This is a genomic window from Thermodesulfovibrio sp., assembly GCF_049969575.1.
GTDB lineage: Bacteria > Nitrospirota > Thermodesulfovibrionia > Thermodesulfovibrionales > Thermodesulfovibrionaceae > Thermodesulfovibrio > Thermodesulfovibrio obliviosus.
Map to the genome: position 1 here is coordinate 1 of NZ_JBMFOO010000001.1, position 20,867 is coordinate 20,867.

The 20,867-nt window shown below is 35.9% G+C and carries 22 protein-coding genes; 6 read left to right on the forward strand and 16 right to left on the reverse strand.

All coding sequences use genetic code 11. The annotated features are described in order from the left end of the window. Nucleotides 1–60 precede the first annotated feature (60 nt). Genes yajC through tyrS form a run of 6 tightly spaced genes read left to right on the forward strand, consistent with a single transcriptional unit; the run spans nt 61 to nt 6,636 of the window. The gene (gene yajC / locus ACP5O9_RS00005) at nt 61–411 is read left to right on the forward strand and encodes a preprotein translocase subunit YajC (RefSeq protein WP_353686372.1); all 351 of its coding nucleotides are present in this window, start codon (nt 61–63) and stop codon (nt 409–411) included. 9 nt (nt 412–420) lie between these two features. Continuing rightward, nucleotides 421–2,043 (forward strand): protein translocase subunit SecD, encoded by a 1,623-nt coding sequence (gene secD, locus ACP5O9_RS00010; protein ID WP_353686373.1) that lies wholly within the window; start codon nt 421–423, stop codon nt 2,041–2,043. Further along, entirely contained in the window at nt 2,040–2,945 is a 906-nt protein-coding gene (secF, locus tag ACP5O9_RS00015; RefSeq protein WP_353686374.1) for a protein translocase subunit SecF, read from the forward strand. Before secD ends, secF begins: the two co-directional genes overlap by 4 nt. Before the next feature lies 1 nt (nt 2,946). Further along, nucleotides 2,947–4,617: a single-stranded-DNA-specific exonuclease RecJ gene (gene recJ / locus ACP5O9_RS00020; protein ID WP_424904911.1), complete on the forward strand. Its 1,671-nt coding sequence runs from the start codon at nt 2,947–2,949 to the stop codon at nt 4,615–4,617. Continuing rightward, nucleotides 4,614–5,408, forward strand: coding sequence for a 3-methyl-2-oxobutanoate hydroxymethyltransferase (panB, locus tag ACP5O9_RS00025; RefSeq protein WP_424904912.1), 795 nt, complete (start codon nt 4,614–4,616; stop codon nt 5,406–5,408). The genes recJ and panB overlap by 4 nt, the downstream gene beginning before the upstream one ends. A 16-nt stretch (nt 5,409–5,424) precedes the next feature. After that, nucleotides 5,425–6,636, forward strand: a complete 1,212-nt coding sequence (gene tyrS / locus ACP5O9_RS00030) for a tyrosine--tRNA ligase (RefSeq protein WP_353686377.1) — start codon at nt 5,425–5,427, stop codon at nt 6,634–6,636. 40 nt (nt 6,637–6,676) lie between these two features. Here tyrS and flgE read toward each other — a convergent pair whose 3' ends face one another. The 16 genes from flgE to ACP5O9_RS00110 form a co-directional block, all read right to left on the reverse strand. Continuing rightward, a complete protein-coding gene (gene flgE / locus ACP5O9_RS00035) occupies nt 6,677–7,960 on the reverse strand; it encodes a flagellar hook protein FlgE (RefSeq protein ID WP_428723200.1) in 1,284 nt (427 codons plus the stop codon). Between the two features lie 13 nt (nt 7,961–7,973). Then, the gene (locus ACP5O9_RS00040; RefSeq protein WP_353686379.1) at nt 7,974–8,387 is read right to left on the reverse strand and encodes a flagellar hook assembly protein FlgD; all 414 of its coding nucleotides are present in this window, start codon (nt 8,385–8,387) and stop codon (nt 7,974–7,976) included. A gap of 13 nt (nt 8,388–8,400) precedes the next feature. Beyond that, nucleotides 8,401–9,471, reverse strand: a complete 1,071-nt coding sequence (locus ACP5O9_RS00045; RefSeq protein ID WP_353686380.1) for a flagellar hook-length control protein FliK — start codon at nt 9,469–9,471, stop codon at nt 8,401–8,403. A gap of 95 nt (nt 9,472–9,566) precedes the next feature. Then, complete coding sequence (locus ACP5O9_RS00050) at nt 9,567–10,022, reverse strand: MotE family protein (protein ID WP_353686381.1); 456 nt, start codon at nt 10,020–10,022, stop codon at nt 9,567–9,569. Continuing rightward, complete coding sequence (locus ACP5O9_RS00055) at nt 10,019–10,435, reverse strand: hypothetical protein (RefSeq protein WP_428723201.1); 417 nt, start codon at nt 10,433–10,435, stop codon at nt 10,019–10,021. Before ACP5O9_RS00055 ends, ACP5O9_RS00050 begins: the two co-directional genes overlap by 4 nt. Next, a complete protein-coding gene (locus tag ACP5O9_RS00060) occupies nt 10,432–11,748 on the reverse strand; it encodes a FliI/YscN family ATPase (protein ID WP_353686383.1) in 1,317 nt (438 codons plus the stop codon). Before ACP5O9_RS00060 ends, ACP5O9_RS00055 begins: the two co-directional genes overlap by 4 nt. Continuing rightward, nucleotides 11,720–12,355: a FliH/SctL family protein gene (locus tag ACP5O9_RS00065; protein ID WP_428723202.1), complete on the reverse strand. Its 636-nt coding sequence runs from the start codon at nt 12,353–12,355 to the stop codon at nt 11,720–11,722. Before ACP5O9_RS00065 ends, ACP5O9_RS00060 begins: the two co-directional genes overlap by 29 nt. Then, complete coding sequence (fliG, locus tag ACP5O9_RS00070) at nt 12,345–13,325, reverse strand: flagellar motor switch protein FliG (protein WP_353686385.1); 981 nt, start codon at nt 13,323–13,325, stop codon at nt 12,345–12,347. The genes ACP5O9_RS00065 and fliG overlap by 11 nt, the downstream gene beginning before the upstream one ends. Continuing rightward, nucleotides 13,326–14,834: a flagellar basal-body MS-ring/collar protein FliF gene (fliF, locus tag ACP5O9_RS00075; RefSeq protein ID WP_428723203.1), complete on the reverse strand. Its 1,509-nt coding sequence runs from the start codon at nt 14,832–14,834 to the stop codon at nt 13,326–13,328. 6 nt (nt 14,835–14,840) lie between these two features. After that, nucleotides 14,841–15,134 (reverse strand): flagellar hook-basal body complex protein FliE, encoded by a 294-nt coding sequence (gene fliE, locus ACP5O9_RS00080; protein ID WP_424904917.1) that lies wholly within the window; start codon nt 15,132–15,134, stop codon nt 14,841–14,843. Between the two features lie 10 nt (nt 15,135–15,144). Then, entirely contained in the window at nt 15,145–15,552 is a 408-nt protein-coding gene (gene flgC / locus ACP5O9_RS00085) for a flagellar basal body rod protein FlgC (RefSeq protein WP_353686388.1), read from the reverse strand. Next, nucleotides 15,552–15,887: a flagellar basal body rod protein FlgB gene (flgB, locus tag ACP5O9_RS00090; protein WP_353686389.1), complete on the reverse strand. Its 336-nt coding sequence runs from the start codon at nt 15,885–15,887 to the stop codon at nt 15,552–15,554. The genes flgC and flgB overlap by 1 nt, the downstream gene beginning before the upstream one ends. A gap of 60 nt (nt 15,888–15,947) precedes the next feature. Continuing rightward, nucleotides 15,948–17,219 (reverse strand): sigma-54-dependent transcriptional regulator, encoded by a 1,272-nt coding sequence (locus tag ACP5O9_RS00095; RefSeq protein ID WP_353686390.1) that lies wholly within the window; start codon nt 17,217–17,219, stop codon nt 15,948–15,950. Further along, complete coding sequence (locus ACP5O9_RS00100; protein WP_353686391.1) at nt 17,216–18,301, reverse strand: two-component system sensor histidine kinase NtrB; 1,086 nt, start codon at nt 18,299–18,301, stop codon at nt 17,216–17,218. The genes ACP5O9_RS00095 and ACP5O9_RS00100 overlap by 4 nt, the downstream gene beginning before the upstream one ends. A 2-nt stretch (nt 18,302–18,303) precedes the next feature. Then, nucleotides 18,304–19,884: a tetratricopeptide repeat protein gene (locus ACP5O9_RS00105; protein WP_428723204.1), complete on the reverse strand. Its 1,581-nt coding sequence runs from the start codon at nt 19,882–19,884 to the stop codon at nt 18,304–18,306. Next, nucleotides 19,868–20,854: a sigma-54 interaction domain-containing protein gene (locus ACP5O9_RS00110; RefSeq protein WP_353686393.1), complete on the reverse strand. Its 987-nt coding sequence runs from the start codon at nt 20,852–20,854 to the stop codon at nt 19,868–19,870. The genes ACP5O9_RS00105 and ACP5O9_RS00110 overlap by 17 nt, the downstream gene beginning before the upstream one ends. Nucleotides 20,855–20,867: the final 13 nt, after the last annotated feature.

Consider the following 20,867-nt stretch of genomic DNA (forward strand, 5'->3'; position numbering starts at 1 on the left):
TTGAGATTTTTTGCTTAAGCTTGCTACTATAAAAAGATTTAAAAATTTTGGAGGTGGATTATGAACTTTTTAAATTTAATATCAGAGGCATATGCAATGGGCCCCACACCACAAGGTGCAGCACAGGGTGATCCCATTATGAGCCTTATTTTAAGCGTTTTACCCCTGGTTTTAATCATTGTTGTTTTTTATTTTCTCCTTATCAGGCCTCAGCAGAAAAGAGCAAAAGAACACAGGCAGATGCTTGAAAATCTTAAAAGAGGCGACAAGGTAATCACAGTGGGTGGAATATATGGAGTTGTTGAGTCTGTAAATCCTAATACAGTGGTTTTAAAAATTGCAGAAAATGTAAAAGTTAAATTTTCAAAGCAGGCTGTTGCTTCATTGAGACCTTCAACTGATGAGGATTAGTAAACAAGAATGAGAAAAGGCATTTATCTGAGAATTGCACTAATACTGGCAACTGTTGTTTTAGCATTTATTTTCTTTTTGCCAAATACTCCTCTTTTTGATTACATGCCTCAGTGGTGGAAAAAAAATATGCCTCACAAAGGAATCGTTCTTGGGCTTGACTTAAGAGGAGGTTCTCATCTTGTTTTTGAAGTTGACATTAAAAGGGCAAGACAAATAACAGTTGAAAGAATAGGCATGCATCTTCAGAGCCTTCTTGAGAAAAAGGGGATAAAAGCTTCAGTAAAAATCTCAGATGAAAAAATAATTATCCAGCCAGTAAATGATGAAGCGAAAAAGCTGGTAAAAGAAAACTATCCTGATCTTTCTATTTCCGTTCAGGGTAATAATCTTTTATGCGAACTTCCAGAAAGTGCATTCAAAAGAATAGAGACAACATCTGTTGAACAAGCAATAGAAGTAATTCGTAACAGGGTTGATCAGCTTGGAGTTGCTGAACCAATAATACACCGTCAGGGTGAAAATGAAATAGTTGTCCAGCTTCCTGGAGTAAAGGATCCGAAAAAAGCTCTTGAAATTATTGGCAAAACTGCTCAACTTGAGTTTAAGCTTCTTGATGAAGAAACTCCTCTGTGGAAAGAGCTTCCTTCACTTATTAAAGCAGGCGAGGAAGAAAGCTTTCTCAATAAATGGAAAAGTAAACTTCCAGAGGGTGATGAACTTGTCTTTCAAAAAATTGTAAATAAAGAAACTGGAGAGGTTTATAAAAGACCCTATATTGTAAAAAAAGATGTTTTACTTACAGGAGACCTTCTTGCTGAAGCCCATGTAAGCATTGATCAAAGATTTAACGAACCTTATGTATCTTTGCGTTTCAACGATGCAGGAGCAAAGATCTTTGAAGAGATTACAGCAAAGTATGTAAAACACAGACTTGCCATAATTCTTGATGGGAATCTCTATTCAGCTCCTGTAATTCAGGAAAGAATTGAAGGTGGAAATGCTCAGATTACAGGAAATTTTTCTATGGAAGAAGCGAAAGACCTTGCTATTGTTCTCAGAGCAGGTGCACTACCTGCACCTGTAAAGCTTATTCAAAATGTTACTGTGGGTCCAACTCTTGGTAGAGATTCTATTGAAGCTGGCAAAATGGCTGTTATTTTTGCAGCAGTGTTTGTTTCACTGTTTATGGTTTTTTACTATAGACTAAGTGGTGTAATTGCAGATTTTGCTTTGATACTTAATATTATTCTTCTTATCGGAGCACTGGCTGCTTTAAATGCAACGCTTACGCTTCCAGGAATTGCAGGAATTGCTCTTGCAATTGGAATGGCAGTGGATTCTAATGTTCTTATGTTTGAAAGAATAAGAGAAGAACTCAGAGTCGGAAAAACTCCAAAAGCAGCGATTGAATCAGGATATAAAAAAGCATTCTGGACAATTTTTGACTCCCATGTAACAACTCTTATAACAGCAGCAGTTCTTTTCCATTTTGGTTCAGGACCTATAAAGGGATTTGCAGTTACTCTTTCACTTGGAGTGGCTATCAACTTGTTTACTGCTTTAATAGGCACAAAAACAGTTTTTGACTTTATATACATTGGAAAGGAGCGAAAGAGCCTGAGCATATGATCCAGATACTTGGCAAAACAAACATTGATTTCTTAGGAAAAAAATACTTTGCCCTCGGACTTTCCTGTTTAATGATAATTGTTGGAATTTTTGCAATTTTTCAGATTCATGCTGGCAGGGCAAATCTTGGTGTTGATTTTGCTGGAGGATTAAGTCTTCAGGTGAAATTTTCTCAGCCTATAACACTTGCAGAGGTAAGAGCAGCGCTTGATAAGGCAGGGATAAAAGATGCTGATATACAGGAGCTTCCAACAGAAAAGAAAATTCTCATAAAGCTGAAAAAACAAAAAGAAAATGCCTACGAGGCAGTTGAAAATGCTATTAAAGAAAACCTTTCCAATAAAGAGCCTGTGGTTGAATCAATAACTGAAATTGGTCCAAAAATTGGAGAACGAACGAAAAGGGATGCTACTGTGGCAATTGCTGTTGCTACATTGGGAATACTTTTATACATTGCAATAAGATTCAGATTCCATTTTGCAGTCGGTGCTACTTTTGCAACCTTTCATGATGTTATGGCTTTACTGGGAATCTTTTACATTCTTGATAAGGAAATAAATCTGATTTTTATAAGTGCTCTTTTGACAATAGCTGGATACTCTCTCACTGACACAGTTGTTGTGTTTGATAGAATTCGTGAAAATCTTGGCAAAGTGGCAAAAGGAACAATGACCCTTGAGGCATTGATGAACAAAAGCATAAATGAAGTTTTATCAAGAACAATTATAACATCTTTTACAACATTCATTTCATCATTTGCTTTATTTTTATTCGGAGGAGAAGTCTTGCACGACTTTGCCCTTGCAATGATGATTGGAATAGTTATTGGAACCTATTCCTCCATATTTGTAGCAAGCCCTATTGTGCTACTACTTGGCAAAAATTCTCTGTTAAAGAAATAAGATGCAATACAGCGAATGGGTGGTTGTTAAGACAAATCAGGAATATCTTGAGTATCTGTCGAGGTTTTTGAATATATCAATTCCTGTGGTACAGGTTCTTGTTTCAAGGGGTCTAAAAGATGTAAATGAAATTTACTCCTTCCTAAATCCTTCAATGGATTTAATTGATCCCTTCAGTATTTCAGGAGTTTATGAAACTGTACGAATAATAAAGGAAGCTGTAAAATCAGGCATAAGGATTTTTATAAATGGAGATTATGATGCTGATGGATTAACAGCTACTGCAATTCTTTATGACATTTTGAAAAAGATGAAGGCTCAGGTTTTTTATCATATTCCCCATAGAATTCATCATGGATATGGTTTAACTCAAACAAGTATTGAAGAGGCAAAAAAAGTAGGGGCAAAGCTCATTATAACTGTTGATTGTGGAATAAGAGACTTTGAAATGGTTCAATACGCAAAAAAACAAGGAATACAGACAATCATTACAGACCATCATGAACCATTGACAGTAGACGGTAAGCTTGTTCTTCCCGATGCTCTAATCATAATCAATCCTAAAGTTGATGAAAACTCACCATATACATCTCTGGCAGGTGTCGGAGTTGCTTTCATGCTTGCTATGGCTTTAAATTCTGAAGAAGCCATGCAGTATCTTGACCTTGTAACACTTGGAACTTATGCTGATATGGTTCCTCTTAATACTGTTAACAGAGCATTAATAAAGCAAGGATGGCAGCTTATAGAAAATCCATGTAGAGTATCAATCAAGACATTAAAAGATATTGCATCAGTTTCTGGCAACATTAAAAAATTTCACATGAGCTATTGTCTTATACCGAGAATTAACGCACCTGGAAGAGTTGATCATGCAGCAGATGTGGTGAAATTCTTCGTTTCAGAGAATTTTGAAGAGATTGAAACTATTGGCAAGTGGATAAATCAGATGAATTCTTTAAGACAGAAAACAGAAGAAAAAATTATGGAAGAAATTGAAAAAAAGCTTGAAACAGAGTTTAATGACGAACCAGTTATTGTTTTATGGGGAGACTGGCATATTGGAGTTGTTGGCACAGTGGCAAGCAAACTTCTTGATAGATTTAACAGACCTGTATTCATAATGGCAATAGACGAAAACAAAGCAAAGGGTTCTGCAAGAGCTCCCAATGGTGTAGATTTACAGAAAATGCTTGGCAGTTGTAAAGACCTGCTTATACGCTTTGGAGGTCACAAGCAGGCAGCAGGAGTAATGCTTTATAAAGAAAAGCTTAATGAATTCAAAGAAAGGCTTTGCAAATTAGCAGGAAGCATGGACATGGAGCCCCAAAATGTGCTTCAGCTGGATGCTCAGGTCAGTCTATCAGAGGTCAATGAAAAAGTAACAGAAGAGATAAAGCTTCTTGAACCTTTTGGAGAGGGGAATCGTGAACCTCTATTTGGAGCAAAGGAGCTTACTGTGGTAAATTTAAGAAAGGTGGGCAGTAATCATCTTAAAATGTCTTTAAGGCAAAATGGGAAATATATTCCTGCAATAGGTTTTGACATGGCAAAAGAACCAATACTTGAGGGATGCCTTATTGATGCAGCATTCACTCCAGTGATAAATGAGTGGGAGGGAGTAAGAAGCCTTCAACTTCAACTTAAGGCAATTAGAAGGACACAACAATGAGATTTACAGTAACAGATTTATTAAATAAAAAAAAGCAAAAGCAGAAAATTACCATGCTTACAGCCTATGACTACATGACTGCTCATCTTGTTGATGAAGCGGGAATAGATATGATTCTTGTGGGGGATTCTCTTTCAATGGTTATTCAGGGAAATGATACAACCCTGCCTGTAACAATGGAAGAGATGCTGTATCATACAAAGATTGTTGTAAAATCAACGAAAAGAGCAATGGTTGTGGCTGACATGCCTTTTATGTCTTATCAGGTAAGTGTTGAAGAAGCAGTAAGAAACGCAGGAAGATTTATCAAGGAAGCTGGTGCACAGGCTGTTAAACTTGAAGGTGGAAGGGAAATTCTTTCTCAGGTAAAAGCTATTACAGAAGCAGAGATTCCTGTTATTGGACATCTTGGTCTTACACCTCAGGCAGTGCTCAGAATGGGAGGATACAGACTTCAGGGTAAAACAGAAGAGCAAGCAAGAAGAATAAAAGAAGATGCTTTAAGACTTCAGGACAAGGGTGCTGTGGCAATAGTTCTTGAAGTAATTCCAAAGGAGCTTGCTCAGGAGATAACTGAAAGCCTTGAAATTCCAACAATAGGGATTGGAGCAGGTCCTTATTGTGATGGACAGGTTCTTGTAATTCATGACTTGTTAGGACTGTTTGAAAAATTTACACCAAAATTTGTAAAAAAATATGCGAATTTAAGAGAGGAAATTTTGAAAGCAATAAGACAATACAAAGAAGAAGTTGAAAAAGGCGAGTTCCCTGCCGAAGAACATTCTTTTTAGGTTGAAGGAGTTAGAGATGCTACAGCCTGAAAAACAATTTGAAATTATAAAAAGAGGAAGCGTTGAAATAATTCTTGAAGAAGATCTAAAAAGAAAACTTGAAAGAGCTTACAAAGAAAAAAAACCCTTACGAGTAAAAGCAGGTTTTGATCCAACTGCTCCAGACATTCATCTTGGACATACTGTTCTTCTTGAAAAAATGAGACAGTTTCAGGAGCTGGGGCATGAGGTAATCTTTTTAATTGGTGATTTTACAGGAATGATAGGAGATCCCTCTGGCAAAACAGAGACAAGAAAACCTCTTACGAGAGAGGAAGTGCTGAAAAATGCTGAAACATATAAGGAACAGGTTTTTAAAATTCTTGATCCTGAAAAAACCATTGTCCGATTCAACAGTGAATGGTTTGGCTGTATGTCAGCCCTTGATATGTGTAGGCTTGCAGGTGCTGAGACAGTTGCAAGAATGCTTGAAAGAGAAGACTTTAAAAAACGCTTTACAGAAGGCAAGCCAATAAGTATTCTTGAGTTTCTTTATCCGCTGCTTCAGGCTTATGACTCTGTTTATTTAAAAGCAGATGTAGAGCTCGGTGGCACTGATCAGAAGTTCAATCTCTTAATGGGAAGACAGTTGATGAAAATGTATGGAATAGAAGAACAGGTTATAATCACAATGCCTCTTCTTGAAGGGCTTGACGGTGTGCAGAAGATGTCTAAAAGTCTTGGTAACTATATTGGAATAAACGAACCTCCTGATGAAATGTTTGGAAAAATAATGTCAATAAGTGATGAGCTGATGCTCAAGTATTACGAACTTTTAAGCCACATATCAATTGAAGAGCTTAATGAATTGAAAAATGGTATAAAGGAAGGCAGAATTAATCCAAGAGATGCAAAAGAGGCTCTGGCAGTTGAGCTTGTCAGTATATATCATGGCAGTGTAGCAGCAGAAAAAGCAAGGCAGAGATTTATTAAACTTTTCAAACAGAAAGAGATTCCCGAAGACATTCAAACTGTAAAAGTAAAGGATGAAGGATATGGAGTATGGCTTCCAAAAATCCTTAAAGAACACGGTGTTACAAAAAGCACATCAGAGTCAATAAGGCTTATTGAGCAGGGCGCAGTCAGGGTTAACAATGAGCAAATCATGAACTCTGACATAAAACTTAAAGCTGGCGAGTATATTGTAAAAGTAGGCAAAAGAAGATTTATCAAAATAATAGTGAACTGAATATAAATCAATTCAAAAAATTCACATAATCTCCTACCCCCTATCTTACAATGTTCATTAATTCATTTAGTATATTGTCAGTTGTTGTAATTACTCTTACATTTGCCTGATAGGCTCTTTGAGCTGCGATCATTCGGATAAATTCCTCTGCAAGATCTACATTGCTTGATTCAAGAGAGTTTGCATATACAGAGCCAACTCCAACTGTTCCAGGTGCACCGTAGGTTGGTCCACCAGAACCATAGGATTCAAGAAATAGATTTTTCCCAACTTTTGTGAGATTATGAGCTGCAACAAACTTTGCCAGAACAACCTGGGCAACTTTTTTAACCTGACCGTTTGTAAATACACCTGATATAACTCCATTTTGATCAACTGTTATTGCGATAAGATTTCCAGCAGTGTATCCATTCTGATTTTGAAATACCACAGCATTGGGTGAACCATACTGAGTTGAGTCTGTAAAATCAAAGGTAATATTCTGCGGATTAGTAGCTCCCCAGGCTGAAAAATCAAAGCTTGCCTGAGGATTGGTTGGTGAAACTGTAGTAAGTTTTCCATCCGAACTAAATGTTAAGGTTATAGGCTGTGTTCCTGGTGTGCCAGAGTCAAAGTCTATTTCTTGATAGTTTGGGGTTCCTGTTGCACTACTGTTGTATATAACATGTGCCTCCCATGTGTTTGCTGCAGTTTTTACAAAATATGTATAAACAAGATGGGGATTGCCAAGACTGTCATAAACTGTTATTGCTGTTGAAAAATTATATACTGACGAATTTGGTAGATTTGCTCCTGGAGTAAAACTCCATGTTTTAATATCATCTCTTGAGTCAAGATTTACCTGAGTATTTATTTTATTAGTTGCAGAGGGTTCGCTCATCAATCCTGCAAGATATACATCATTAATTTCACCTGTTACATTTCCAGTTGCATCCATTTTGTATGCTTGAAGCCTGTATCCATTGGGATCAACGACATAGCCATCTTTGTCAAGTCTGAACTGACCTGCACGGGTGTAGTAGGTTGGACCATTCAGTTGCCTTACAACAAAAAATCCATCTCCTTCTATTGCTAAATCAAGAGGATTTGCAGTTGTTTCAAGAGTTCCCTGGGTAAACATTTTTTGAATATCTATAATCATTGTTCCACGGCCAACCTGCATTGCAGAGGCTCCACCAAGAGTCTGACTCAGGATATCTCCAAAATTAGCCCTGCTTGCTTTAAAACCAACAGTGTTTGCATTGGCAATGTTATCTCCTATTACTGAAAGGGCAAGTCCGTTTGCATTCAGTCCACTTATTCCTGTAAAAAGTGATGTTAACATACTATCACCTCCCTTAGGATTTTATTCCCTGAATTTCATCAAGAGATATGGTCTTGCTTCCCACATCAATTTTGAGTTTTCCATCTTGATAGCTTATTCCTTTTACTGTGAATTCTTCTGAAGAGGTTGTTGTAATTGTTTTATCAATTAGAGTTGCTCCAACCAATAAAGCATCTTCTTTTGTTTTTGTAGATATAAAACTATTTAGTGTGTCTCCGATATTAATAATCTGTTCAAGAGCTGAAAACGTTGCAAGCTGTCCTACAAATTGAGTATTATCCAATGGATTTAATGGATCCTGATACTTAAGCTGTGCTGTAAGAAGCTTTAAAAATGCTTCTTTATCAATTTTGTTGTTGCCAGTACCTGTTGTTTTTGGTTGCACTGTGTAAAGAGGATTATTAAATATGCTTGTTACATCTGCCATTTTTTATTCCTCCTTATACGAAATATTCAAAAAATTTTTGATTGCCTCTGTATTTTCTCTGTCCCTGACCATTGTAGGAATCAGAATATCCGCGATAATCCTTCATCAAATCAAGCAAGAAATCAGAGACTTTTATGCCTGAAGACTGAAGATTGCTTTTAATTTCCGGGATAAGAGCTGTAAGTGCCTCCTTTACATGGGGATAATCAACTTTCATATCAGCCCTGAGACCTGCATTGTCCATAGAAAGCTTAATCAGTATTTTACCAAGCTCTGGTGGTTCAAGCTGAACTACAACTGTTTTTTGAGAACTGGATACAGCCTTAAAAACTATATCTGAGACTTCACTTATCCGTGTAAAGGGAAGTTCAATTTTTTGCTCAAAATTTTTAATTTCATTGGTTCTGTCCTGAATATTGTGAAAAATATTTAATTGTGATGATAGCTCTTTGTTATTGAGGGTTTTTTTCATGATATAAGCATTTGGAAATTCTGAGTTATCACTGTCGCTTCCTGAATAGGTCTTAACAGCATTTAAGAGGAAAGTTGAAGGAGTTTCTTCGTGTAGTTTACCCTGACAGGAGGATGTTGGATTAAAAAGAAATTGCTCAGAATTATCCTTGTCTGAGTAATTTTGAACCGTGTTTGATAATTTTGGACTGTATATGTGTTGATTTTCTTTGTTTAAAAGGATTTTATTATCAAAATTTTCAAGTAAACTCTGAATTTCAGAGTTGTTATTCTGGGATTTAAGATTTTGCAAAAGACTGTTCAATTCTTTTATTTCTATCTGACCTGACTGAAGAAGTCTGACATAGGCTTTTAATTCAGAAGAAAACTCTAAAGACTGAAAGAGTTCCTGAAAGTTTTTGATATCCTGCAATAGAAAGTTGTGAAAAGAGGCAAATGGAAAAATAAATGGATTGTTATTTATTGAAGCTTTGGTTGAGAGGTCTTTGTTTTCAAAGAAAAGCTGTAGTAGTTCATTGAAAATCTCGTCAAATCCTGTAGATTTACTTTTTGCTACTGCCTGATTTTTAATTATATTTAATAGCTCCAGATTTATGTTTTCTGTTAACATCATACCAAAAAACAATTCAATCTTTATGCCAGTTTTAGTTTATTGATTTTAAAAGGTTTTTTATATTGAAAACGCAGATTATGAAGAGAAAAATTTTCCTACCTGGATGACTTTTCCTTTATTGAAACGATTTTCTTAGAAAGAATAGCTGCTTTTTCTGGATTTATATTGGCAAGAATTTTCCCTGCCTGACGTGGTTTTATTGCAAGAAGCAAAGCTACTGCAGTGTCTTCATCAAGTTTTTCAATTCTTGAAGCAGCCTCTTCAGGAGGCATTGCTTCGTATATTTTTGCAAGTCTCTGATAGTTTTCCTGCTGAGATTTTTCAAGCTGAGCTTTAAGTTCCTCCTGCTGCTTAATCTTTGCTTCAATCTCACTCTTAAGTTTTTTCAACTCCTCGGTCTTTTTAGCAATATCTTCCTGAAGAATCTTCAATCTGTCTTCTTCTATGGATGTAGTTTGTTTATTTGATGTCTGCTGACCGATTAAAGTGCCTGCTGCCAATCCTAAAACAAGAATTAATATGGAAAGAATAATTGCTCTTTTAAACATCATTTACTCCTTACCTGACTTAAAAATACATCGGAAATTAGTTTCTCTTCAAGTTTTTCCAGATGTATTTTTATTCTGCTAATGAGTTTATCATAAAGCTGCTCAATTTTTTTTCTTTCTTTGAAAGCTTCTTCATAAACCTGCCTCTGGGCTTCCAGTTCATCATCTATTTTTTTTATGATTTCTCGAGTTTCCTTTAACTGTGTCAAAAGATACTGCATTTCATCATAAATTGAAAGGAGCTCCACTGAAGTTGCTTCCTTAAGAAAATCTACAGAGCTGAATCTTTCCTCAAGCATTCTTAAGTATTCCTCCAGTTTTTGCCTTTCCGATAGGATGTTTATAAACTTCTGTTTTTCAAGCTCTTCTTCCCACTCTTTTAATCTGAGTATCATATTTAATGTATTTACATTCATTGCCCTTCAAATAAACTATAAAGCTGATTAAGACTTTCCTGAAAGCTTACTCTTTCATTTATATCCTGCCTTAAAAAATTGTTTATTTTATTCATCATCTTAATGGCAAAATCAACCTGTGGATTTGTTCCTTCTTTGTATGCACCTATGTTTATGATGTCTTCATATCTTGAATAGATTGCAAGAAGCTCAAGAAGCCTTTGAGCATACTCAAGATGTTTTTTATCTACCACATCTTTCATCAACCTGCTTATGCTTTTCAGTGGATCAATTGCTGGATAGTGATTTCTATTTGCAAGCTCTCTACTTAAGACTATATGCCCATCAAGAATTGCTCTTGATGCATCTGCAACAGGATCTGTAAGATCATCTCCTTCAACAAGTACTGTGTATATTCCTGTTATGGAGCCACCATTTTTCGTAACTCCCACTCTTTCAAGAAGCTTGGGCATTAAGTTGAAAACACTTGGCGGATATCCTTTCATTGTGGGAGGCTCACCTGCTGCAAGCCCGATTTCTCTCTGAGCCATTGCAAAACGGGTAAGGGAATCCATAAGTAAAAGTACATGTTTACCCTGCTGTCTGAAATACTCTGCTATGGCAGTTGCTAAAAAAGCACCTCTAATACGCGCAAGTGCTGGAGTGTCAGAGGTTGAAACAACAACAACTGATTTTTTTAATCCATCAGCAAGATCATTTTCAATAAATTCTCTTACCTCTCTGCCACGTTCGCCAATCAGTGCTATTACATTTATATCAGCTGATGTGTATCTTGCAATCATTCCAAGAAGAACACTTTTACCAACTCCGCTTCCTGCCATAATTCCTATTTTTTGTCCTTTTGCACAGGTGACAATAGCATTTATAGCTCTTATCCCAAGATCAAGGGGCTCTCTAATTATTTCTCTTTCAAGGGGGTTAATGGCCTCTTTATATATTGGAAAAGGCTTTCCTTTTAATGGCTCTTTACCATCAATTGGCTTTCCTGTTCCATCAATTACTCTTCCAAGAATATCATCACTCAGAGGGATGTAGCTCTGTTTTCCATTTACAGCAATTTTTGCTCCTGTTTTTATTCCATAAATCTCACCAAGAGGAGAAAGTAAAACTGTACCATTTTTAAAACCTACGACTTCAGCTTCAATCCGATTATCTTCACTAATAATTTCACAGATGTCTCCAATACTTGCATTTATTCCAACACTTTCAACAATGAGTCCAACAGCCTTTGTTACTTTACCATAAACTTTTATTGGATTTAGTTGTTCCAGAGCCTTGTGAGCTTCATTGAGAAAGGATTGAATTGAGAGCATTTTCTATCTCCTTAAGTCTTTGCTCAACTGTTGAAACAATATGTTGAGATTGAGTTTCAATTGAACAGCCTCCTTTAATCTCATCTGAAGGCTCTATCTGAATGCTTGCTCTGTCAATTTCAAGTTCATCAATTTTTTGAGAGATATAATCATAATCCTCTGGACTAATTTTTATAATGATTTTTTCCTCACTTAAAGGGATGGTTTTCAATGCTTCTTTAACAATTGAAAGAGTTGCTTCTTTATCAAGAGAAATTTTTGTAGCCACAACTTTTTCTGCTATCTGAAAGGCGAGTTTTAAAATCTGTGGCAGAAGAGATTCTATCTGCTTATGTTTAAATTCTCGGAGCTCCTTTATTAAGTTTTTAAAAACTTCCGTAGTTTTTGAAAGTTCATCAGATTTTTCTTTTATCTCCTTTTGGCCTTTGTTAAAACCTTCTTCGTAGCCTTTTTTAACTCCTTCATTAAATCCTTCTTTATAGCCTTTGTTAAAACCTTCTTCGTAGCCTTTTTTTATAATTTCTTCATTAATTTTACTTTCCTGTGGAGTCTTTTTATTTTCATCAAAGGAAAGTGGCACATAGGGTCTAACTTTTCTATGTAACAATTGCCTCTCCTCCTCTTTTGCCAACAACAATTTTGCCTTCTTCTTCAAGTTTTCTTGCAACCCTCACAATGTTCATCTGCGCCTTTTCAACATCGCTGACACGAACAGGTCCTTTTGCTTCCATTTCTTCTTTAAGTATTTCAACTGCTCTCTGAGACATATTCCTGAAAATCTTTTCCTTTAATTCTTCAGAAGCCATTTTAAGAGCAAGGGCAAGGTCATCAGTTGAAATCTCTTTAAGAATTGTTTGAATTCCTCTATCATCAACATATAAAAGATCTTCAAAGGTAAACATAAGCTTTCTTATTTCATCAGCTAAAATTGGATCTTTTTCTTCAATATTTTTAAGAATTAACTCTTCACTGGTTCTGTCCATCTGATTGAGAATTTCAGCAACTGTTTTTATTCCACCAATTCTTCTTGATTGCGTGTATGAGCGAAGCTGACTCTGCAAAACATCTTCAAGTTCAGTTAAAATTGTGGGAGAAATCTGGTCAAGATTTGCAATTCTTTGAGAAACCTCTATTTTAAGCTGCTCAGGGAATCTGCTTAAAACTTCTGCTGCCTGTGTTGGCTCTAAATGGGCAAGCACAATTGCTATTGTCTGAGGATGCTCTCTTTGAAGCATTGTTGCTATGCTCTGAGAATCAAGCCATCTAAGAATATCAAAGGCACTTGCTCCACTTTCAATCTTACTTATGAGCTTTGCGGCCTGCTCCTCGCCAAAAGCCTTTGTAAGTATTGTTTTTATGTATTCCTCATCAACCATAACAGGAGCAGCTCCAATTTTTTCAGCAAACTCTTTAAGCACTGCTTCAGCTTCCTCAGGAGTAAGTTTTATTCTTGACATCATTGGAATAATTCGAGCAAGTTCAATGGGATCAAAATGTTTGAAAAGCTCTGTTGCTGCATCTTCACCAATTAAAGAAAGAAGTGCTGCAACTTTTTCTATGCCTGAAAACTTTCTCATTTACTCGCTTATCCACTCTCTTAGAATGGCAACAACTTTTTTGGGATTTATTTTTGCTATTTGCCTTATTTCCTCTTTTATATCTCTTTCTACCGGAGGAGGCACTGCTTCTTCAGATATAACAATTTCTTTTTTGACTTTTTCTTCAACAGGCTTTTTAAGTAACTCAATGAGTGGTTTTACAACAAAAAGAATTATAAGTGCAACAATAATCAGAGGTATCAGATATTTAAGAACTGTTTTTGCTATGCCTATATAATCAATCCCTGGTTTTTCTTCCGGTATGACTTCAAAGGGCATGCTTTCCACTATCACATAATCACCTCTTTCTTTATTATATCCTATGGCTGCCTGAACAAGCTCCTGATATTTTTTTATCTCTTCTTCACTTCTTGGAACATAAACTTTTTTACCCTTTTCTTCTCTATAAGTTCCATCAACCAGAACAGCTACAGATATCTTTTTTATCTGACCTGTGGATTGCAAAATTTTGCTTATACTTTTGCTTACTTCATAATTTATGCTTTCCTGCTGTTTTTGAGATTGCACAGCCTGAGTAGTAGCACCTGGAGCCTGCCCGGGTTGATTTGACAGCACTCCAGGAATTCCTCCTGGTTGAGGAGACATTGTCTTTTCCTGTGAACGCTGTTCCTGCCTTATTGCAATTGTATCTGGATCGTATTTTTCTTCAACCTTTTCAACCTTTGAAAAATCTATATCTGCAGAAACCCTGACTATTGCTTTTCCTTTTCCAACAATGTTTTCAAGCATGCTCTGAAGATTTTTTTCATAGGTTTTTTCAATGTTTCTTTTGTATTCAATCTGAGAAGCCTCAACAAGCTGTGTTGGGTCTTTTGGTGCGGAAAGAAGATTGCCATACTGGTCAATAACAGTTACATACTGAGGAGAAAGTCCTTCTACACTGCTTGATACGAGATGAACTATGCTTGAAACCTGCTCCTTTGTAAGGGTTCTTCCTGGCTTAAGTTTAAGCACAACAGAGGCTGTTGGATGGTCTTCCTTTTCTGTAAATATTGTTTTTTCTGGAATTGCTATGTGAACTCTTGCCTCGGAAACTTCCTGAAGCTGTTTTATTGTTCTTTGAAGCTCACCTTGCAAAGCCCTTATATAGTTTATACGCTGAGAAAACTCTGTAAGTCCTATCTGAGTTTTATCAAATATTTCAAAGCCAACTCCACCTCCTGAGGGAATCCCATGGGCAGCCAGTTCAAGCCTCAATTCGTAAACTTTATCAGAAGGCACATATATTGCATTATCTTTTACTTGATATGGAACTTTTTTCTCCTTAAGCTTATTTATTACATTTCCTGCATCCTCTGCAGAGAGATTGCTATACAAAACTTGATAATCCTGCTTTGGTAGCCATAAAATTAATGTGAAGACAATAGCAAAAACAATTACAGCAACTCCTGCAAGAGCCAGCTTTCTGCTTGCTGGCATATTTTTAATATTTTCTAAAGCTGTTTTAATTCTATCAATGGCTGGCATTTTTTATTAAACCTGCATGCGAGAGATCTCTTCGTATGCTGTTATTACTTTGTTTCTGACCTGAATGAGTGTTTGAAGGCTGATATCAGCCTTTTGCATTGCCAGCACAACTTGATGAATACTTAATTCACCTTTTGCAAAAGCTTCAATTGCCTTTTGAGCCTCCTGCTCTACCTGAGATGCCTCTTTTATAGCATCCTTTAGAACCTGTTCAAAGGATTCTTTCTGCGTTCCCTGTAAATTCTGTAATTCCTGCAATGTCTTATTTAGAGTTTCACTTATGTTTTTTATCTCTGTCACAGCTGCCCTCCTAAATTCTTAATAAATCAATTGTTCTCATAAACATATCCTTATATGAGTTAATCATCGTAAGATTTGCTTCATAGGCACGGGATGCAGAAATAAGATTAATCATTTCTTCCATTGGATTTACATTTGGATATCTTACATATCCATCTTTATCTGCATCAGGATGCCTGGGGTCATAAACAATTCTCGGAGGTCTCTGGTCTTGTACTATTTTAACCACATCAACACCCTGAGAAATCTGGTCATACATGTATGTCATAAAAACAACATCCTTTCTTCTATAGGGACCTCCTTCCGGAGTTCTTGTTGAGTTTATGTTTGCAAGGTTTGAAGCAATTACATTGAGCCTTATTTTCTGGGCTTCAAGCCCAGTTGCTGCCACCTTGAGAGGTAAAAATATATCCTTCATTATCTACCTCCTTTGATTGCATCTTTAATCATGCGAATTCTTGCTGAAAGAAGCTGAGTTGCAGTATTATACATGAGCATTGTCTCTGCAAATTTTGTCATCTCTACTTCTATATTAACAGTATTTCCATCTCTGTTTGGCATAGTTGTTTTAGCTTCAATTACTTTATAACTCCCTGTATCGTTTTCAACTGCTCTTTTTAATTCTTCCTGAAAATTTATGTCCTTTGCTTTATAACCTGGTGTATCAGCATTTGCTATATTTGAAGCAAGAATTTTTTGCCTGTAGGCACATATATCCATTATTTTCTCAAGAATTTTTATTGAACTGTCCATTTTTTACACCTCTACCTTTAGAGATTTCTTAACCAGATATAAGCAAAATTCGTGCCTGAATTATAAATCTTTGAGTCCGTATTCATTTATTTTGTTTCTCAATGTTCTCACACTTATTCCAAGAATTTTTGCAGCCTTTGTTCTATTTCCCTGAGTTTTCTTAAGAGCGTCAATTATTAAATCCTTTTCTGCATCTTTTATTTTGCCAATTTTTATTGATTTTTTTCCCTCAAAAAAAATCTCATCCTCAGGAACCCTTAATTGTCCATCTGGACTCAGGACAGCAGTCCTGTAAATGAAATTTTCAAGTTCTCGGACATTGCCCTGCCAGGAATTTTCAAGTAAGTATTTTTTCATCTCCTCTGTAATGATGAAATTTTTTGACATCTTATTTGAAAGCCTCTTTAAAAAAAACTCAGCAAGAGGAATAATATCTTCAGTTCTTTCTCTAAGTGGAGGAATTCTTAATGGAAATACATTTATTCTATAAAAGAGATCTTCTCTGAAATTGCCTTTTTTTACCTCCTCCCAAAGGTCTTTGTTTGTTGTAGCAATTATTCTTACATCTACACGAACAGGTTTTGTACCACCAACTCTGTCAACTTCCTTTTCCTGAATAACCCTTAAGAGCTTTGCCTGAAGTCTATATGCCATCTCACTTATCTCATCAAGAAGAATTGTTCCTCTATTGGCAAGCTCAAATTTACCTAACTTTCTTTCAGTAGCTCCAGTAAAGGCTCCTTTTTCATGTCCAAAAAGCTCTGCCTCAAGAAGTGTTTCAGTAATGGCTGCACAATTTATTGCAACAAAAGGCTGATTTGCTCTCGGGCTATGCTTGTGAATGTATCTTGCAATAACTTCTTTACCAACCCCGCTTTCTCCTGTTAGCAGGACTGTAATGTCTGTTTTTGCTATTTCTCTTGCAATTTCAAGGATTCTTCTCATTTGTGGAGCCTCTGCAACAATTTCATCCTCTTCAGGGATAAGCCTGAAGACAAGAGATTTCAGAGTATCCATTGAAAAAGGTTTCATAATATAGTCCACTGCACCAAGCTTCATTGCTTTCACAGCATCTTCAACAGAGCCATATCCTGTAATCACGATTACAGGAGTAAAAATTCCTCTTTTTCTTATCTCAGCAAGAAACTCAAGACCACTCATTCTGGGCATTTTTACATCAGTTATGATCAAAGAGAAATCACTCAGGTTAACTGATGAAAGAACATAGGAAGGGTCTCTGTAATAATGAGAAGCAAAGCCAAAACGAGACATTGCCTCTTTTAGGGCAAAGCCCATGTCAGGTTCATCATCTATTATAAGAACAGATTTCATTTCAATGGTAAATAAATTGCAAATTCTGTGCCTTCATTAATTCTACTTTTTACTTCAATTCTTCCCTGGTGAGCAGAAATTATACTTGCTGTAATACTAAGCCCAAGTCCTGTGCCTCTGTCTTTTGTGGAGAAAAAGGGATCAAAGATTTTATCAACTATTTCACTGTCAATTCCATGACCAGTGTCTTTAATGGTAAGCCTGACAAAATCACCATCATTACATGCATCAATAGTAATTGTTCCACCCTCTGGCATTGCTTGATATGCATTAACAAACAGATTTATCAATGCCTGCCTCATAAGAGAAGAATCAAGGTGAAGAAAAATTATTTCTTTTATTCTGTTTTCAATTTCTATCCCAACTCTGCTAAAAAGTTCCTGAAACTCCTTTATTATTTCATCAATCAATTCATTGAGGCATATAAAAGTTTTTTTGGGAGTTATCCCCCTTGTAAAACTCAGCATATTTTCAAGGGTATTTCTTAACATCTTTACAGAGCTTGAGATTCTCCTTGCATAATCTCCATGAATTCCTTCTTTGAGGTCTTCAGATATCATATTGGCAAAAAGCTCAATGCTTCCAAGAGGATTTCTTATTTCATGGGCTATTTTCATTACAAGAGAGCCCATTGCACTGAGCCTTCTGTTTCTTTCATTTTCTGCTTCAAGTTCCTTTATTCTCGTAATGTCTTTACAGAGAAAAACTCTGCCGATTTTATTTCCTTCTGAATCAACAACCTCTGATTCTGAGACTATTGCATAAAAAGGCTTTCCAAGGTCTGGATAAATCATGTCTGCCTGAATTTTTATCGGTAAATCTCTTTTGCCAATAACATTTTCTGCTTTAATATTAAAGAGATTTTCACCTGCTCGATTGATTAATCTTATGACACCTTCGCTGTCAAAAAATACAACAGCTATATCAATGCTTTCAATTATGCTACTAAGCAGTCTTTTTTTCTGTTCAACCTCCTCTGTAAGAAGTTTTACTTTTTCTTCAAGAAGGCTGTAATATTTAATTAAAGCTTCAGAGGCTGTGTTAAATTTTAATAGTGCTTCCTTTAAAAGTTTTTCCTGCATGGCTAATGAAGAAGCGCCTTTGCTGCTTCTGAAAGCTTTCCTCCCGAAGCAGCAACCTTTTCAAGATATTTTTTATCATGGGCAAGTTTGCCATACTGATAGTATGCCCACATGAGAGATTCACTGTCTTTAATTCCAAGCTCTATCGCTTTTTTGTAATAGTGAATTGCCTCTTTTGTTTTTTTAGAAAGATAAAAATAGTCAGCAGCTTTAAGTGATGCTTCTGCATTGCCAAGCTTTGATGCTTCAAGCCAGTAATGAATAGCTTTTTTTCTATCTCCATTTGAATATTCAAGATCTCCTAATAAAGTTAGAACCTCAGTGTCATTTATTGATTTTGATACTTTTCTTAAATAAGAAAGTGCGGTAAGTTTATCTCCTTCCTGAGCAAGAATCTGAGCATAAAGAGCAGTTGCTTGAGGATTTTTCTCTTTAAGAGGCTCAAGAAGTTTTTTAGCTTCTTTATATTTACCCTCTTTTATCAGAATCTTTGAATAGGGAATCACTGCTTCTGTCCTTCTTGGACCTGTTTGAATCTTCCTTAGTAGATTTTTAGCCTCATTGTATTTTCCCTGAGAAATGAGAAATTGAGCTGATTGAATTAGCAGAGATGAATCTACTGATAAAAAGGGATATATTTTAACAATATAATAAGCAGCTTTTTCCGGGCTTTCATGCATGATGATTTTTAAAAATTCTTCAATTTTCCTATTTTTAAGCTCCTTATCTCTGAATAAGAAAAGCATTCTCAATGCATCATCATAGTTCTTGTTGTTCATGTAGATTGAGTAAATCTTGAGTCTTACATCATCCGTGGGAATGTAAAAGTAAATCTCTTTTCCTATTTTTAAAGCTTCCTCAGTTCTTCCTTGAGAGAAATACATTTCAAAGAGCATTTTTTTTACCCTGATTGTATCGGAAAGCCTAATAGATCTTTCAATGAATTTTTTCAGAACATTCTCTGCTTCTGTGAACTTATTTGCTTTTATCAAAACCTCTGCTCTGTCAAGGTCATAAAGGGATTTTCTCAGTTTCAGATTTTTATTAAACTCCTTTAAAGCCTCATCAGCCCTACCTGACATGGCAAGATATTTTATTCTCAATAAAGCATTATCTGGCTCATTAAAATCTTTCCTGTCAAGCCTGTCAAGCACCTGTTGGACTGTTTTTAAATCACCCCTGTAAAGTGCGATCCATCCTCTGCCAATCATTGCCTGCTTTTCAAAAGGTGGTTGAACTTTTTCAAGATAATACTCTGCTTCCCTGAGTCTTCCAATTTTGAAATTTGTTAATCCCATGTAGAGATTTGCTTCATTAACAGCAGGAGAGTTTTTAAAATCCCTCAAAATTCTTTTTAACGGAATTGTGGCTTCATAGTAATTTCCAAGGAAGTATTCTGCCTTTGCGAGACCTAAAAGTGCTTTATCTGCAAATTTTGGGTCTTCAGTAAACTTTTGAAAAAACTCCTTTGCCTGTAAATAATTCTCAGTTTTTAAAAAATCCTCACCCTTTTTAAGAGCATCATCTGCACAGGTAATGCTGAAAAATAAAATAATGGCAATGATACTAATCAGAGTTTTCATTGTCTTTAATGCCAAGTCTTTTCATTTTTTCAATAAGTGTTGTTCTGTTTATGTTAAGATACCTGGCTGCTCTACTTTTAATCCATCTATGCAGATTTAAGGCATGTAAAATTAGCTTTTTCTCGTACTCCTTTAAAACTTCATTAAGGTCTATTCCTGCACTGAAGGGATTTATATCGTCAGAAACTGTTTTTGGAAGTAAACTTTCCCCGAATTTTATTTTTTCAGGAAGGTCTTCCACAGTAATAACTCCACCATCATTTAAAACATAAAGTCTTTCAATTAAATTTTCAAGTTCACGGACATTTCCAGGCCAGTGATAGTTTAATAAAACTTCCATTGCCTCTTGCTTGATCTGCAGTGAATAGCCAAATTTTTTTGAAAACTTATCAATAAAATAATCGCAAAGAAGGGGTATATCTTCTTTTCTTTCTCTCAATGGAGGAATTACTACAGGAACAACATTCAGTCTCCAGAAAAGGTCTTCTCTGAATCTTCCTTCTTTTACTTCATTTTCTAAGTCTTTGTTTGTTGCTGCTATAATTCTCACATTTACATGAATAGACTTAGTTCCTCCTATTCTTTCAAAAGCTTTCTCCTGAAGGACCCTTAATATTTTTACCTGAAGATGAACGGGCATGTCACCTATTTCATCAAGAAAGATTGTTCCTTCATTTGCAACTTCAAATCTACCAAGACGCTGGGTATTTGCGCCAGTGAATGCTCCTTTTTCATATCCAAAGAGTTCTGATTCAAGAAGTTCGGAAGGTATGGCAGCACAGTTAACAGGAATAAAAGGCTTTTCTGCTCTCAGGCTTTTAAGATGAATCATCTTTGCAACAAGCTCCTTACCTGTTCCGCTCTCTCCCATTATCAAAGCAGTGGTATCAGTTCTTGAAAGCTTATCAATAAGTGTGAGAATTCTTTTAATTTGAACTGATTGCCCTACAATCACAATTTTATCCTTCATGTCATAAATATGA